The following is a 13,737-nucleotide window of genomic DNA, read 5'->3' on the forward strand; positions in this document are numbered from 1 at the left end:
GGACCTTTGGACCCATGACCGACCTTCACCCCGTGCGCCGCGCGCTGCTTTCCGTATCCGATAAGACCGGATTGATCGATCTGGGCAGGGCGCTGGCCGAGCGCGGGGTCGAGTTGTTGTCAACCGGCGGCACCGCAAAGGCCCTGCGCGAGGCGGGGCTGGACGTGAAAGACGTCAGCGAGATCACCGGTTTTCCCGAAATGATGGACGGTCGGGTCAAGACCCTGCACCCGATGGTGCATGGCGGGCTGCTGGCGCTGCGTGACAACGACACCCATGTGGCCGCGATGACCGAGCACGGGATTGGCGCGATCGACCTGCTGGTGGTGAACCTCTACCCGTTCGAGGCGACCGTGGCGAAGGGGGCTGGATATGACGAATGTGTCGAGAACATCGACATTGGCGGCCCTGCGATGATCCGCGCGGCAGCAAAAAACCATGCCTTTGTGAACGTGGTCGTGGATGTAGAGGATTACACCAAACTGCTGGGCGACATGGATCAGCACAATGGGTCGACCTGCCCGAAATTCCGCCGCAAGCTGGCGCAAAAAGCCTATGCCCGCAACGCCGCTTATGACACGGCTGTGTCCAACTGGCTGGCTGACGCGCTGGAGCTTGAGGCCCCCAAACGCCGCGCCTTTGCGGGTGAGCTGAAACAGACCCTGCGCTATGGCGAGAACAGCCACCAACAGGCGGCTTTCTACACCGACGGCACCAACCGGCCTGGCGTGGCCACGGCGGTGCAGCATCAGGGCAAGGAACTCAGCTACAACAACATCAACGACACCGATGCAGCCTTTGAACTGGTGGCTGAATTCGACCCGGCGCACGGTGCTGCCTGTGCCATCATCAAACACGCCAACCCTTGCGGTGTGGCGACAGGTGCCACGCTGATCGACGCCTATAAGGCGGCGTTCGACTGCGACCGCACCTCGGCCTTTGGTGGGATCGTGGCGCTGAACCAGCCGTTGGATGCGGAAACCGCGCAGGAGATCACTGGCATCTTCACCGAGGTTGTGATTGCTCCGGGCGCGTCGGATGAGGCCAAAGCGATTTTCGCCGCCAAGAAGAACCTGCGCCTGCTGACGACTGAAGAGCTGCCGGATGTGACCGCAGGTGGCAAGACCGTGCGGCAAGTGGCCGGTGGCCTGCTTGTGCAGGACAAGGACAATGGCTTTGTAGGTATGGATGACCTGAAAGTGGTCACCAAGAATGCGCCAACTGATGAACAAATGCGCGATCTTCTGTTTGCTTGGAAAGTGGCGAAACACGTCAAGTCCAACGCCATTGTCTACGTCAAGGATGGCGCGACAGTGGGTGTGGGTGCTGGCCAGATGAGCCGCGTGGACTCGGCGCTGATTGCCGCCAAGAAAGCCGAGCGTATGGCCGATGTGCTGGGGCTGCCGCAGCCGTTGACCATCGGCTCGGCTGTGGCGTCGGATGCGTTCTTCCCCTTCCCCGACGGTCTGATGGAGGCCGCCGAGGCCGGCGCGACCTGTGTGATCCAGCCGGGTGGGTCAATGCGCGATGACGAAGTGATCGCAGCGGCGGACGAGGCCGGTCTGGCCATGGTTTTCACCGGTATGCGGCACTTCCGTCACTGATGCGCTATCGCTTGCTCCTTTTGGCTGCGCTTGCGGCGTTCGCGATCGACCAGATCAGCAAATATCTGGTCGTCCACGTCATGCGCGTGGCCGAGGGCGATATCGACGTTCTGCCGCCCTTGCTTGTGTTCAAATACGGCGAGAATCGGGGCATCAATTTCGGCCTGTTTCAGGGCAATAGCGACGCGGCGCGCTGGGTGCTGATCGGCGTGTCCGCTGCGATCTCGGTTGCTGTGTTGATCTGGCTGATGCGCTCTGCGCCATCAAAGCTGATGCTGTTCTGCGGCGGTTTGCTGATCGGCGGAGCGCTGGGCAATGTTGTTGACCGTGTGCTTTATGGCTTTGTTCTCGATTTCTTGAACATGTCATGTTGCGGCATCAACAACCCATTTGTTTTCAACCTTGCCGACGTGTTCATTTTTGCAGGGGCCATAGGGCTGGTGCTGTTCGACAGCAAAAAGCCCTCGTGACGCGCTTGTCGATATGCGCTAAAACGCCACAAACAGGCTGGAGACTCTGATGCGGTTGCCGCGTTCCATATTTGCCGTGACATTGGCTTTTGCGGTTGCAGGATGTGCCGATATCGGCCTGCGCCACCTTGAAGCGCCGGGGCCGGGGCCGGACGAGTTTTCCGTGCTGCCAGTGAAACCTCTGACGCAGCCCGAGGATTATCAGTTCCTGCCCGCTCCAACTCCGGGTGGTGGCAACCTGACCGACCCAACGCCAACAGCCGATGCGGTTGCGGCGCTTGGTGGCAATCCGGCAGCTCTGAATCCGAATGCGGCGATTCCATCCACGGATGCCGCGTTGGTGACAGCCTCAAGCCGCTACGGCGTCCCGTCCAATACCCGTCAGGTGGTTAATACTGAGGATGCCGAGTTCCGTAGAAAGCAAGGCCGACTGACCCGTTTGCGTTTGTTCAAGATCGACCGCTATGAGCAGGTCTACCGGAAAGAGGCGCTGAACGCGGATCAACAGAACCAGGCGGCCCGTCGTGCAGGTATCGAAACGCCTTCGGCCCCTCCTTTGGATGAATAATCCTTAACTTTTCGTCATCGGCCTTGAACCTGCGCCGCACCATCGTAGTTTGAACCACAGCAAACTATACGGAGGATGCCCCATGGTTCGGGCCTTGGCACTGTCGGCTGCCCTGATCGCCGCCACCCCGGTCTTCGCCGAGGATGGGCAGGAGGCGGTCACTACCTTCACGCTTGATAACGGCATGGATGTCGTGGTGGTCGAAGATCACCGCGCCCCTGTGGTGCAGCATATGGTCTGGTATCGTGCAGGGTCTGCGGATGAGCCGATCGGGTCGTCCGGGGTGGCGCATTTTCTGGAACATTTGCTGTTCAAAGGCACGGATACGCTTGCACCGGGTGAGTTTTCGGCCACGGTCGCAGCCAATGGCGGTAATGACAACGCTTTCACCTCCTACGACTATACAGCGTATTTCCAACGCGTGGCCTCTGACCGACTAGAGCTTATGATGCGGATGGAATCCGACAGGATGCGCAATATTCGCCTGAGTGAGGAAGATATCCTAACCGAACGCGACGTGATCCTTGAAGAGCGTAACCAGCGCACTGAAAACAACCCGCGCGCCCTGTTTGGCGAACAGATGAGCGCGGCGCAGTACCTCAACCATCGCTATGGTGTGCCGATCATCGGCTGGCGGCATGAGATGGAGACACTGGACATGCAGGATGCGCTGTCCTTCTACCAGACCCATTACGCCCCCAATAACGCCATTCTGGTCGTTACCGGCGACGTCGATCCCGATGACGTAAAAACCTTGGCCGAGAAATACTATGGCGTCATTCCGGCCAACCCGGATCTGCCCGAGCGCATAAGGTCGCAAGAGCCGCCTCAGACCGCAGCGCGGAGGCTGACCTATAAAGATCCGCGCGTCTCGCAACCCTATGTTCAGCGCAGTTATCTGGCGCAAGAGCGCGACGCGGGCGCGCAGGAAAAGGCTGCGGCGTTGTTCCTGCTGGCCGAGCTTTTGGGCGGGGGCAATACGTCATACCTGTCTGAAAAGCTGCAGTTCGACCAGCAAAAGGCCGTCTTCAGTGGCGCGTTTTATCGCGGGACGTCGTTGGATAATACGACTTTTGATCTTGTGGTCGTCCCGGCGCAGGGCGTGTCTTTGCAAGAAGCCGAAGATGCGATGGATCAGGCTGTTTCGGATTTTATTGCCGAAGGTGTGAACCAGGAAGACCTGGATCGCATCAAGATGCAGTTGCGGGCATCGCAGACCTATGCGCGCGACAACGTGGACGGAATCGGCAACCGCTATGGCCGTGCTTTGACCACCGGTTTGACAGTCGAAGACGTGCAGGCCTGGCCCGATATTCTTCAGGCCGTTACCGGCGATGAGATCATCGCGGCCGCACGCGAAGTCTTTCGACTCGAAACATCAGTCACCGGGTGGCTGATGCGCGACGATGAGGTGACACAATGAAACGGATCTTTGCCACTCTGATCGCTTTCATTATCGCTTTGCCAGCCTGGGCCGAGATCGAAATTCAGGAAGTCACGTCGCCCGGGGGTATTACCGCCTGGCTGGTCGAGGATCATTCGATCCCCTTCACCGCGATCGAGTTGCGGTTTCGCGGCGGCACCTCGCTAGATGATCCGGACAAACGCGGCGCAGTATACCTAATGGCGGGCCTGATCGAAGAAGGCGCGGGCGATATGGACTCGCGCACCTATGCCCGCGAGTTGGAGTCTCTGGCCGCCTCTTTCCGGTATAACGCAACTGACGACCAGGTATCGGTGTCGGCGCAGTTTCTGACCGAAAATCGCGACGAGGTGGTCGATCTGCTGCGCGTTACTTTGCATGAGCCGCGCTTTGATCAGGACGCTGTGGACCGCGTGCGGGCGCAGGTTCTGTCTGGGCTGCGCTCGGATCAAACCGATCCCAATGACATTGCCGGTCGCAACTTTGCCCGCATGGCCTATGGTGATCATCCCTATGGGTCCGAGGGCAAAGGGACCATCGACAGCGTCACCACCCTGACGCGGGACGATATTGTCACGGCTTACGAAAATGTGTTCGCCAAGGACCGCATGTATGTTGGCGCAGTTGGCGACATCACGGCCGAGGAACTGGGCGTGCTGCTGGATAAGCTGTTGGCCGACCTGCCCGCAAGCGGCAAACCGATACCGGGCCGTGCTCAGGTGACCATTCCCGGTGGTGTAAGCGTGGTCGAATTCGACACTCCGCAATCGGTGGCATTGTTTGGCCATGAGGGGATCGACCGTGATGATCCCGACTTCTTTGCGGCCTTTGTTCTGAACCACATCTTGGGCGGGGGTGGTTTTGAAAGCCGCCTGATGCATGAGGTGCGTGAAAAACGGGGCCTTACCTATGGTGTCAGCACCTATCTGGTGCCCAAGGATTTGGCCTCGGTTTATCTGGGATCCGTGTCTTCGGCCAATGATCGTATTGCCGAGGCCGTCAAAGTCATTCGTGACGAATGGGCCCGCGCGGCAGACGAAGGTGTGACGCAGACGGAATTGGATGAAGCAAAGACCTATCTGACCGGTGCCTACCCGTTGCGCTTTGACGGAAACAGCCAGATCGCGTCGATCATGGTTGGGATGCAGATGGAAGACCTGCCGATCGACTATATCGCGACACGCAACGATCAGGTGAACGCCGTTACGTTGGAGGATGTGAACCGCGTTGCATCCGAGCTGTTGGATCCAGAAGGGTTGCATTTCACCATTGTCGGCAAACCCGAAGATCTGGACGGTTGATCCGGTTAGGCAGCGGCGGGTCTTTTCTGGGCCAGTAACGTATGCTTGTTGCTGCTCAGTAGCTTTTGCCGCGCATGTCTGAAATGCGCGGCCTTTAGCGCATCATCAATATGTCTGTTTCGTTTGAGCAAGCGCGTCAGCTTGATGTTGTCGAAGACCAGGCATCTGGTCGGTTCGGTTGCGATGACGGTGGCAGTTGCGGGCAGGCCAAGGCCGAAGGTCAGCTCTCCGAGTATTTCATCCGATCCGCAGCAGTTGATCACCTGACCGTCTTTCAGGATCGTGGTTCGACCGGTCAATACAAATCCCAGAAAATCGGTGGTCTTGCCTTCTTCGATCAGGATATCCCCGGTTGGGAACTCTTTCACGGTGGCCGTGTTCAGCAACCTGCGGGCCTGATGGGGTTTTAACGATTCCAGATGTAGTGCGATGAATTGGCGCTCGTCCTCCGAGAACCGCACCAAGTGCCGGGACAGGTAGCCTCGCAATAGACCAAGGACCGAGATCAGAATATATGCCATCTGGATGATCGAACCCGCCAGATTGAATTCTTCAGCCATACTGATCAGGACGCAACTGGCGGCGATAATGGTCAGGACGGGGTAAAGGATTCCTGTTCCCCTGATGACACCCATCTGCAGCATGAAGTAGTTCAGAATGTACAGTCCGGCGCCGCAGACGCCAACCAACGTGACAATCTGTAAAGAGGTTGAGAAATCAATCGGTAAACTCAGCATGAAAAAAGGCCCATTCTGGATTAGAATGGACCTTACGTTGGGTCAGGCAAGCGGCTTTGTCTGTGACCCCATTCACAAAATGTCTGCACATGAGCGGGCTTTCGCCTGCGTCCTGTGTTGCTTTACTCGCCGTAAGGCACCCAGATGTTCTTGACCTCGGTCGCGGCCTGCAAAAAACGGCGTGTGTGGTCGATGCTCCAGTCGGTTGTCGCGCCGTTATTGACCCATGTACGTTTCAGGTTCCCTGCAGATACAACCTCAATCTCTTTGGACAGGTCAGTGGACGAGAACGTCCAGACCGCATCCACGTTCATGTGTGAGGCAAGTGGTTTCGCCAGCTCCGCGTGACTGCCGGTCAGGATGTTGACCACCCCTGCGGGTACATCCGAGGTTTCAAGGATCTGATAGAAATCCGTTGCAGCCAGTGGATAGGGTTCGGAGGCCGCCAGCACCACCCGGTTGCCCATCGCAATTGCGGGGGCCATGGCCGAGATCAGGCCCAGCAAAGGTGCCTCATCCGCGCACAGTGCCCCGATCACGCCAACAGGTTCCTTCATCGCAAGGGCAACACCCCGGATCGGTACGCCATGGACCTGACCGTCATATTTGTCGGCCCAGGCCGCGGCGCTGAACAGGCGCTGGATTGATTCCTCAACCTCGGCCGCGCCGGTTTTGCCACCGGCCATGGTGTCGATCCGGGTGGCGAACTCATCCGCGCGGGCCGAGAGGTTTTCGCCGATGTAGTACAAGATCTGCGCCCGCAGATGACCGGTGGTCTTGGACCAGCCTTTCGCGCCCGCCGCGGCTTCTACCGCGTTGCGCACGTCCTTGCGGTTCGCCAGACCCACATGGCCCAGCAGGCCGGATTTACCCCAGACGGGTTTCGAATAGCCTCCGTCCGGTCGCGCTTGCTTTCCACCCACATACATCTTGGCGGTGCGATCAATAGGATCAACCGGCGCGCCTTGGCCCATTGCAGCCTCGACCTTTGCCAGCGGCTTGGTCTTGCCTTTGGGCTTGGTATAGGCGGCCAGCCCTTCCCAGCCGCCTTCACGGCCAAAGCCGCTTTCGCGCACTCCGCCGAACCCGGCAGCGGCGTCAAACAGGTTGGTGGCATTTACCCAGACCACGCCCGCAACCAGCTTGGGCGCGATATCCAGCGCGAGGTTCACATTCTCGGTCCACACGGTCGCGGCCAGCCCGTAACGGGTGTTATTGGCCAGTTCGACCGCCTCAGTGGGCGTGCGGAAGGTCGAGGAGACCAGAACCGGGCCAAAAATCTCCTCTTGCATCAGCGGATCGGATGTCTCCAGACCCGAGATCAGCGTGGGCGGATAATAGCAGCCGTTCTCGGGCAGCGCGCAGGCCGCCTGATAAACCTCACCTGCGGTGTTGCTGTCGACCATGCCTTTGATCGTCTGCAACTGGATCGGGTCCACAACCGCGCCCACGTCGATGCACTTGTCCAGAGGATCACCGATGCGCAAGCCGTCCATCCGCGCGCGCAGCTTGGCGTGGAAACGGTCGGCAATGCCTTCCTGCACTAACAGGCGCGAGCCCGCACAGCAGACCTGACCCTGATTGAACCAGATCGCATCGACTAGCCCTTCGATGGCGCTGTCGATATCGGCATCGTCGAACACGATATAGGCGGATTTACCGCCCAGCTCCAACGTCAGTTCCTTGCGGGATCCAGCAGTCGCCTCGCGGATGCGTCGCCCAACGGTGGTTGAGCCGGTGAAGGCAATCTTGTCCACGTCGGCGTTGACGATCATCTCACCCACCGCGCCGTCGCCGGTGACGATATTGACTACGCCCTTGGGCAAACCGGCTTGCGTGCAGATGTCAGCAAACAGCAGCGCAGTCAGCGAAGTGTACTCGGCAGGTTTCAGAACCACCGTGTTCCCCATCGCCAGCGCGGGCGCGATCTTCCACGCCAGCATCAGCAGCGGGAAGTTCCACGGGATGATCTGCCCGCAAACGCCCAAAGCCTGCGCGTCGGGCAACTCGCTTTCCATCAGCTGCGCCATGCCAGCGTGGTAATAGAAATGCCGCTGGGCCAGAGGGATGTCGATGTCGCGCGATTCACGGATCGGTTTGCCGTTGTCGAGGCTTTCTAGCACCGCGAACAAACGCGAATGCTTCTGCAGCAGGCGCGCAATGGCATAGAGATACCGCGCCCGTCCCGCGCCTCCCAGCTTCTCCCACTTGGGTTGCGCTTTGCGGGCTGCGGCCACTGCGGCGTCCACGTCGGCCTGTTTGGCTTGGGTCAGCTTGGCTAGCACTTCTCCGGTCGCCGGGTTGCGGCTGTCAAACCCTTTACCGGGTTTGGTGAAGGCCCCGTCGATATAGTGGCCGAATTTGTCACCCTGATCGACCAGCCAAGCCAGCGCCTCGGCTGCGCTTTCGGGGGCAGAGCCGTAATCCATGGTTTCGAAAATTTCTTTGACTGTCATTGTTCTTGTCCTCAGCCCATGGAGTGACGGTAGCCAGCCGAGTACGCCCCGGTGACATAATGTTCCAACTGCCGCTCGATATCGCCCAGCAGTGACGAGGCGCCGAACCGAAACAGGTCCGGCTCCAGCCAGCGATCGCCCAACTCGTCCTTGATCAGCGACAGATAGACCAGCGCATCCTTGGCCTTGGAAATCCCGCCCGCAGGCTTGTAGCCGACGCGGTATCCTGTGCGGTCATAGTAATCCCGGATCGCGCGGATCATCACCAGCGAGACGGGCAGGGTGGCGTTGACGCTTTCCTTGCCGGTCGAGGTCTTGATGAAATCCGCCCCCGCCATCATGCACACGACCGAGGCGCGGGCTACATTTCGTAGGCTGCCCAGCTCTCCGGTCGCCAGAATGGCTTTGACATGGGCATCGCCACAGGCGGCGCGGAACGCCTTCATCTCGTCATACAACGCCTGCCAGTCGCCCGACAGCACGTGACGGCGCGAGATCACGATATCGATTTCCTCGGCCCCGGCCTTCACGCTTTCTTCAATCTCGGCTACGCGCAGATGGAAAGGCGACAAGCCCGCCGGGAACCCGGTCGAGACAGCCGCCACGGGAATCCCCGTGCCTTTCAGCGCGGTCACGGCAGGTTCAATCATGTCGTGATACACGCACACGGCCCCGGTGGTGATCGGCGGCATATCCATTGCCTGCAGCAGCGCGGGCGCAACGGGCTGGCGCGCCTTGGCGCACAGGCGGCGCACGCGGCCCGCCGTGTCATCGCCCGACAACGTGGTCAGGTCGATCATCGTGATCGCCTTCAGCAGCCAAGCGGCCTGATAGTCTTTCTTTACCGAACGACGACCGGGCAGGGTGGCGGCACGGCGTTCAATGGCCGAGGTGTTGGCCTGCACGGCGCGCACCCAGTCCAGATCCAGATCCATGCCCGGATTGCGGGGTTCGGTCACTTGCGGCAGATGCGCGGTGCGCACGGCGCTGTCAGGGCTCTGCGTTTCCATTCTCACATCCTTTGGGAGGTTTGCGCCAAAATCGCACGGGTTGCGCCCAAATGAAAGGCAAACCGGCAATTCAAAGACAACTTTTTGTCCATTTGGTCAAAAATAAATACTTTGTTGCGAATAATTCGCAATAGCATTGACTAAGTTGCGAATGGTTCTCATATTAATGGTCGTGGGGATATCAGATCGGGGTCTGACATGATTCGTCGTAACTTTCTTGCTGCGTTGGCTTTGGCTGTCGCTTTGCCAATTTCGGCCCATGCCGAAACGCCACTGAAAGTGGTTGCGACAACCGGTATGATTGCCGACGCCGTGCGCCAGGTCGGTGGCGATCAGGTCGAGGTCAAGGGCCTGATGGGTCCCGGCGTCGATCCGCACGCCTATCGCCAGACCCGCAGCGACATCGTCGCCATGACCCGCGCGGACCTGACCCTGTGGCACGGCTTGTATCTTGAGGCGCAGATGGAGGATTTCTTTCACGATCTGTCCCGCAAGCGCAACGTGGTGGCCGTGACCGAAGGGATCGACACGTCCAAGCTGCGCGCCCATGATGATTACGCCGACAAATTCGACCCGCATGTCTGGATGAGCCCGGCCCTGTGGCGCGACGTGGTGGTTCAGGTGCAAAATGCGCTGACCGACACCCGCCCCGAAGCAGCCGAGATTTTCGCGGCCAATGCGCAGGCCCATCTGGCTGAGATCACCCAGTTGGAAGCCTATGGGAAACAGATGCTGGCCGCCGTCCCAAAGGACAATCGCATTCTGGTGACGGCCCACGACGCATTTGGCTATTTCGGTGCGGAATACGGCTATGAAGTGTTGGGCATTCAGGGCATCTCGACCCAGTCCGAGGCCGGTCTGAACCGGATCGGCGAACTGGTCGATACGCTGGTTGATCAGCAATTGACAGCGGTGTTCGTGGAAAGCTCGGTCTCGGATCGGTCCATGCGCGCGCTGATCGAGGGTGCCGCGGCCAAGGGGCATCAGGTGGATGTGGGCGGAGAGCTGTATTCCGACGCCATGGGCGAGCCGGGCACCTATGAAGGCACCTATGTCGGAATGCTGGATCACAATATCACTGTCATTGCCAGCGCGCTGGGTGCGGATGCACCGGCACTGGGCATGAATGGCAAATTGTCGGCGGGGTTCTGAGATGACACTTGAACTGGCCGCAAATCACGGAGTTTCGATTCAGGAAAATGGGCTGGGCGGTAGCCCTCTGGCCGTTCGCGGGCTGACCGTGTCTTACGGCCAGAAACCCGCGGTGTTCTCGGTGGATATGACCGTGCAGCCTGGCGCTATGACCGCGATTATCGGGCCGAACGGCGCTGGCAAGTCGACTCTGTTGAAGGCTGCGTTGGGAATTGTGCCCGCGCTGTCGGGCCAGGTGACGGTTTACGGCGCCGCGCTTGAGAAACAGCGCGCTCGCATCGCCTATGTCCCGCAGCGCGCCAGCGTGGATTGGGATTTCCCGACCCGCGTGATCGACGTGGTGCTGATGGGCCTCTCGCGCGAGTTGGGTCTGCTGGGCCGCATTCGGGGTCGTCATCGCGCGCGCGCGATGGATTGCCTGAACCGTGTCGGTATGCGTGATTTCGTGGACCGTCAGATCGGTCAGCTTTCGGGCGGTCAGCAACAACGTGTCTTTCTGGCCCGCGCTTTGGCGCAAGGGGCTGATCTGTATCTGCTGGACGAACCTTTTGCCGGGGTCGATGCGGCCACCGAAAAGGCCATTATCGCGGTGCTGAAAGCGCTGAAAGAGGCCGGGAAGACCGTGGTTGTCGTGCATCACGATCTGGCCACCGTCACTGACTATTTTGACCATGTCTTCCTGATCAATACCAGCAAAGTGGCCGAGGGCCCGGTGGATCAGGCCTTCACCGCCGAGACCCTGCAAGCCGCCTATGGGGGCCGTCTGGCGACTGCCCAGATCGACCAGATCTCGCGCGCGCTGGGATAATCCATGTTTTGGGACGCCTTGACCCTTCAGCTGGGCTATAACGCCTCGCTGGTCGCCATCGGGGCTGCGCTGCTGGGCGTGTCGGCGGGGGTGACGGGCACGTTCCTGTTTCTGCGCAAACGGGCGCTGGTCAGCGACGCGATCAGCCATGCGACGCTGCCCGGTGTGTGTCTGGCCTTCATGTTGCTGGTCGCCTTTGGCGGCGACGGCCGTAATCTTCTGGGACTGCTGGCTGGTTCGGCCCTGTCGGCTTGGGTCGGCTTGCTATGCATGAACTGGCTGACCCGCCACACGCGACTGGCCGAGGATGCCGCGATCGGTGCGGTTCTGTCGGTGTTCTTTGGCTTTGGCATAGTGCTGCTGACCGTCATCCAGACCATGGGCGTTGGTCGTCAGGCGGGGCTTGAAGGGTTCCTGCTGGGCTCGACCGCCGGGATGCTCTGGGCCGATGCACTGGTCATCGCGCTGGGTGGGGCGGCCACGCTGGTACTGGTGATGATCCTGCGCCGACCGATGACGATGGTGGCCTTTGACCCCGAATATGCCGCTGCGCGCGGGTTGCCGGTGCATCGCATCGACCTTGCGATGATGGGGCTGGTGATGGCCGTCACTGTGGTGGGGCTGAAAATCGTCGGCCTGATCCTGATCGTGGCGCTGTTGATCATCCCCGCTGTCACGGCGCGCTTCTGGACTGAACGTTCGGACCGGGTGGTGCTGCTGGCCGGGATTGCCGGAGGGGTGTCGGGCTATGTCGGAGCGGCGCTGTCGGCCTCGGCCCCGAATCTGCCGACGGGTCCGATCATTGTGCTGGTAAGCTTTGCCCTTTTTGCCCTGTCGCTGCTGCTGGCCCCGGTTCGCGGCGTTCTGGCCGCCGTGCTGCGCCATCTGCGGTTTCAGCGCCGGGTGCATATCCGTCAGGGCCTGCTGGCGCTGGCGCAGGGGCAGAAGATTTACGAGCCTCTGACCCTGCGTTTGTTGAAGCGCGCCGGTCTGGCCCGCGCCGATGGTGTCGCGACCGAGGCCGGGAAGGCCCGCGCCGCCAAGGCCCTGCGGGATGAGAAACGCTGGGAAATTGTCCGCGCCGATCAGGCGCACGAGGCAACAGCGGCGCTGTACGACGGGTTGCGTGATATCGAGACTGTCCTGACCCGAGACCAGATCGCTGAGATTGACCGCCAGATTGGCGGCCCGCAGGGGGTGATGGCATGAGCGGTGAAGAGTTTGTCCCCCTGTCCCTTACGCCCTTGCTGATTGGCACGTTCGCGGCGATTGCCTGCGCGTTGCCGGGTAATTTTCTGGTGCTGCGTAAACAGGCATTGATCGGCGATGCGATCAGCCATGTGGTGCTACCGGGGATCGTCGTGGCCTTTATCCTGACCGGAGCAATATCCACATGGCCCATGATGCTGGGTGCGGCGGGGGCCGCAGTGGTCGCCGTGGTGATGATCGAAGCGATCCGGCGGCTGGGCCAGATCGAGCCCGGCGCCGCGATGGGGGTGGTCTTTACCACCATGTTTGCCGCCGGGGTGCTGTTGCTGGAACAGACCGATACTTCGACCGTGCATCTGGACGTGGAACATGCGCTCTATGGCAATCTGGAAAGCCTGATCTGGCTGGATGCGGTGGGGTGGTCCTCGTTGCTGGATCTGACGGCTTTGGCGGGGCTGCCGCCCGAACTGCCGCGCATTGCTGCGACCTTGCTGGGCGTGACGCTGTTCATCTGGTTGTTCTGGCGACCGTTGAAGATTTCCACCTTCGACGAAGGGTTCGCCCGCACTATCGGCATCCGCACAGGGGCGCTGGGCCTGGCGCTGGTGGTGGTTGCGGCGATTGCGGCGGTGGCGGCCTTTGACGCGGTGGGGTCGATCATCGTGATCGCCATGTTCATCTGCCCCCCCGCCGCCGCGCGGATGATGACCAACCGGTTAGAGAGTCAGATCACTTGGTCCGTTGCCTTTGCAGTGGTTTCGGCCGTTGCGGGCTATGTTCTGGCAGGCTACGGGCCGCTTTGGTTGGGTATGGCCGATGCAGTCAGTGCGGCCGGTATGATTGCTGCAGTCGCTGGTTTGATCCTGGCCGCAGCTGCGATATGGGGGCCGTGCCGGACCCGCGCCGGAGCGCCGGGGCAACAACCCGGTATCGGCTGAACTCCGCCCAGATTTACGCGGTGGTCACAGTTAGCAAGCCTCAATGTGGGTTTCGTGTTAC

The 13,737-nt window shown here is 60.3% G+C and carries 12 protein-coding genes; 9 read left to right on the forward strand and 3 right to left on the reverse strand.

All coding sequences use genetic code 11. The features are described 5' to 3' along the window. Positions 1-14 precede the first annotated feature (14 nt). The 5 genes from purH to AC2FF7_RS00450 all read left to right on the forward strand — a co-directional run bounded on the left by purH (position 15) and on the right by AC2FF7_RS00450 (position 5,366). Positions 15-1,604 carry a bifunctional phosphoribosylaminoimidazolecarboxamide formyltransferase/IMP cyclohydrolase gene (gene purH / locus AC2FF7_RS00430; RefSeq protein WP_480868579.1) on the forward strand — a complete coding sequence of 530 codons (1,590 nt, stop codon included), beginning with the start codon at positions 15-17 and terminating at the stop codon, positions 1,602-1,604. Next, positions 1,604-2,074, forward strand: coding sequence for a signal peptidase II (lspA, locus tag AC2FF7_RS00435; protein WP_496850297.1), 471 nt, complete (start codon positions 1,604-1,606; stop codon positions 2,072-2,074). Before purH ends, lspA begins: the two co-directional genes overlap by 1 nt. A 49-nt stretch (positions 2,075-2,123) precedes the next feature. Then, on the forward strand, positions 2,124-2,642 hold the full coding sequence (locus AC2FF7_RS00440; RefSeq protein ID WP_496905022.1) for a DUF3035 domain-containing protein: 519 nt from the start codon (positions 2,124-2,126) through the stop codon (positions 2,640-2,642). A gap of 82 nt (positions 2,643-2,724) precedes the next feature. Then, positions 2,725-4,065, forward strand: a complete 1,341-nt coding sequence (locus tag AC2FF7_RS00445) for a M16 family metallopeptidase (RefSeq protein WP_480868574.1) — start codon at positions 2,725-2,727, stop codon at positions 4,063-4,065. Further along, entirely contained in the window at positions 4,062-5,366 is a 1,305-nt protein-coding gene (locus tag AC2FF7_RS00450) for a M16 family metallopeptidase (protein WP_170755993.1), read from the forward strand. Before AC2FF7_RS00445 ends, AC2FF7_RS00450 begins: the two co-directional genes overlap by 4 nt. 5 nt (positions 5,367-5,371) lie before the next feature. On the opposite strand, the gene AC2FF7_RS00455 is transcribed toward AC2FF7_RS00450, so the two are convergent. From AC2FF7_RS00455 to deoC, 3 genes are all read right to left on the reverse strand, one after another. Next, on the reverse strand, positions 5,372-6,103 hold the full coding sequence (locus AC2FF7_RS00455; RefSeq protein WP_170755994.1) for a Crp/Fnr family transcriptional regulator: 732 nt from the start codon (positions 6,101-6,103) through the stop codon (positions 5,372-5,374). Between the two features lie 122 nt (positions 6,104-6,225). Continuing rightward, on the reverse strand, positions 6,226-8,559 hold the full coding sequence (locus AC2FF7_RS00460) for an aldehyde dehydrogenase family protein (RefSeq protein WP_496905023.1): 2,334 nt from the start codon (positions 8,557-8,559) through the stop codon (positions 6,226-6,228). 11 nt (positions 8,560-8,570) lie between these two features. Continuing rightward, on the reverse strand, positions 8,571-9,569 hold the full coding sequence (gene deoC / locus AC2FF7_RS00465; RefSeq protein ID WP_480868569.1) for a deoxyribose-phosphate aldolase: 999 nt from the start codon (positions 9,567-9,569) through the stop codon (positions 8,571-8,573). A 198-nt stretch (positions 9,570-9,767) separates the two neighbouring features. Between deoC and AC2FF7_RS00470 the strand changes: the two genes are divergently transcribed. Genes AC2FF7_RS00470 through AC2FF7_RS00485 form a run of 4 tightly spaced genes read left to right on the forward strand, consistent with a single transcriptional unit; the run spans position 9,768 to position 13,676 of the window. Further along, positions 9,768-10,721: a metal ABC transporter solute-binding protein, Zn/Mn family gene (locus tag AC2FF7_RS00470; protein WP_480868567.1), complete on the forward strand. Its 954-nt coding sequence runs from the start codon at positions 9,768-9,770 to the stop codon at positions 10,719-10,721. Between the two features lies 1 nt (position 10,722). Continuing rightward, a complete protein-coding gene (locus AC2FF7_RS00475; RefSeq protein WP_480868565.1) occupies positions 10,723-11,529 on the forward strand; it encodes a metal ABC transporter ATP-binding protein in 807 nt (268 codons plus the stop codon). A 3-nt stretch (positions 11,530-11,532) separates the two neighbouring features. After that, complete coding sequence (locus AC2FF7_RS00480; RefSeq protein WP_480868563.1) at positions 11,533-12,738, forward strand: metal ABC transporter permease; 1,206 nt, start codon at positions 11,533-11,535, stop codon at positions 12,736-12,738. Further along, the gene (locus AC2FF7_RS00485) at positions 12,735-13,676 is read left to right on the forward strand and encodes a metal ABC transporter permease (protein ID WP_496905024.1); all 942 of its coding nucleotides are present in this window, start codon (positions 12,735-12,737) and stop codon (positions 13,674-13,676) included. The genes AC2FF7_RS00480 and AC2FF7_RS00485 overlap by 4 nt, the downstream gene beginning before the upstream one ends. Positions 13,677-13,737 lie beyond the last annotated feature (61 nt).

The organism is Ruegeria sp. YTSC325, assembly GCF_059609525.1.

What these genes read in the sequence shown, in the direction of transcription:
- purH (WP_480868579.1), top strand. Translation starts at nt 15, where the DNA reads ATGACCGACCTTCACCCCGTGCGCCGCGCGCTGCTTTCCGTATCCGAT.
- lspA (WP_496850297.1), top strand. Translation starts at nt 1,604, where the DNA reads ATGCGCTATCGCTTGCTCCTTTTGGCTGCGCTTGCGGCGTTCGCGATC.
- AC2FF7_RS00440 (WP_496905022.1), top strand. Translation starts at nt 2,124, where the DNA reads ATGCGGTTGCCGCGTTCCATATTTGCCGTGACATTGGCTTTTGCGGTT.
- AC2FF7_RS00445 (WP_480868574.1), top strand. Translation starts at nt 2,725, where the DNA reads ATGGTTCGGGCCTTGGCACTGTCGGCTGCCCTGATCGCCGCCACCCCG.
- AC2FF7_RS00450 (WP_170755993.1), top strand. Translation starts at nt 4,062, where the DNA reads ATGAAACGGATCTTTGCCACTCTGATCGCTTTCATTATCGCTTTGCCA.
- AC2FF7_RS00455 (WP_170755994.1), bottom strand. Translation starts at nt 6,103, where the DNA reads ATGCTGAGTTTACCGATTGATTTCTCAACCTCTTTACAGATTGTCACG.
- AC2FF7_RS00460 (WP_496905023.1), bottom strand. Translation starts at nt 8,559, where the DNA reads ATGACAGTCAAAGAAATTTTCGAAACCATGGATTACGGCTCTGCCCCC.
- deoC (WP_480868569.1), bottom strand. Translation starts at nt 9,569, where the DNA reads ATGGAAACGCAGAGCCCTGACAGCGCCGTGCGCACCGCGCATCTGCCG.
- AC2FF7_RS00470 (WP_480868567.1), top strand. Translation starts at nt 9,768, where the DNA reads ATGATTCGTCGTAACTTTCTTGCTGCGTTGGCTTTGGCTGTCGCTTTG.
- AC2FF7_RS00475 (WP_480868565.1), top strand. Translation starts at nt 10,723, where the DNA reads ATGACACTTGAACTGGCCGCAAATCACGGAGTTTCGATTCAGGAAAAT.
- AC2FF7_RS00480 (WP_480868563.1), top strand. Translation starts at nt 11,533, where the DNA reads ATGTTTTGGGACGCCTTGACCCTTCAGCTGGGCTATAACGCCTCGCTG.
- AC2FF7_RS00485 (WP_496905024.1), top strand. Translation starts at nt 12,735, where the DNA reads ATGAGCGGTGAAGAGTTTGTCCCCCTGTCCCTTACGCCCTTGCTGATT.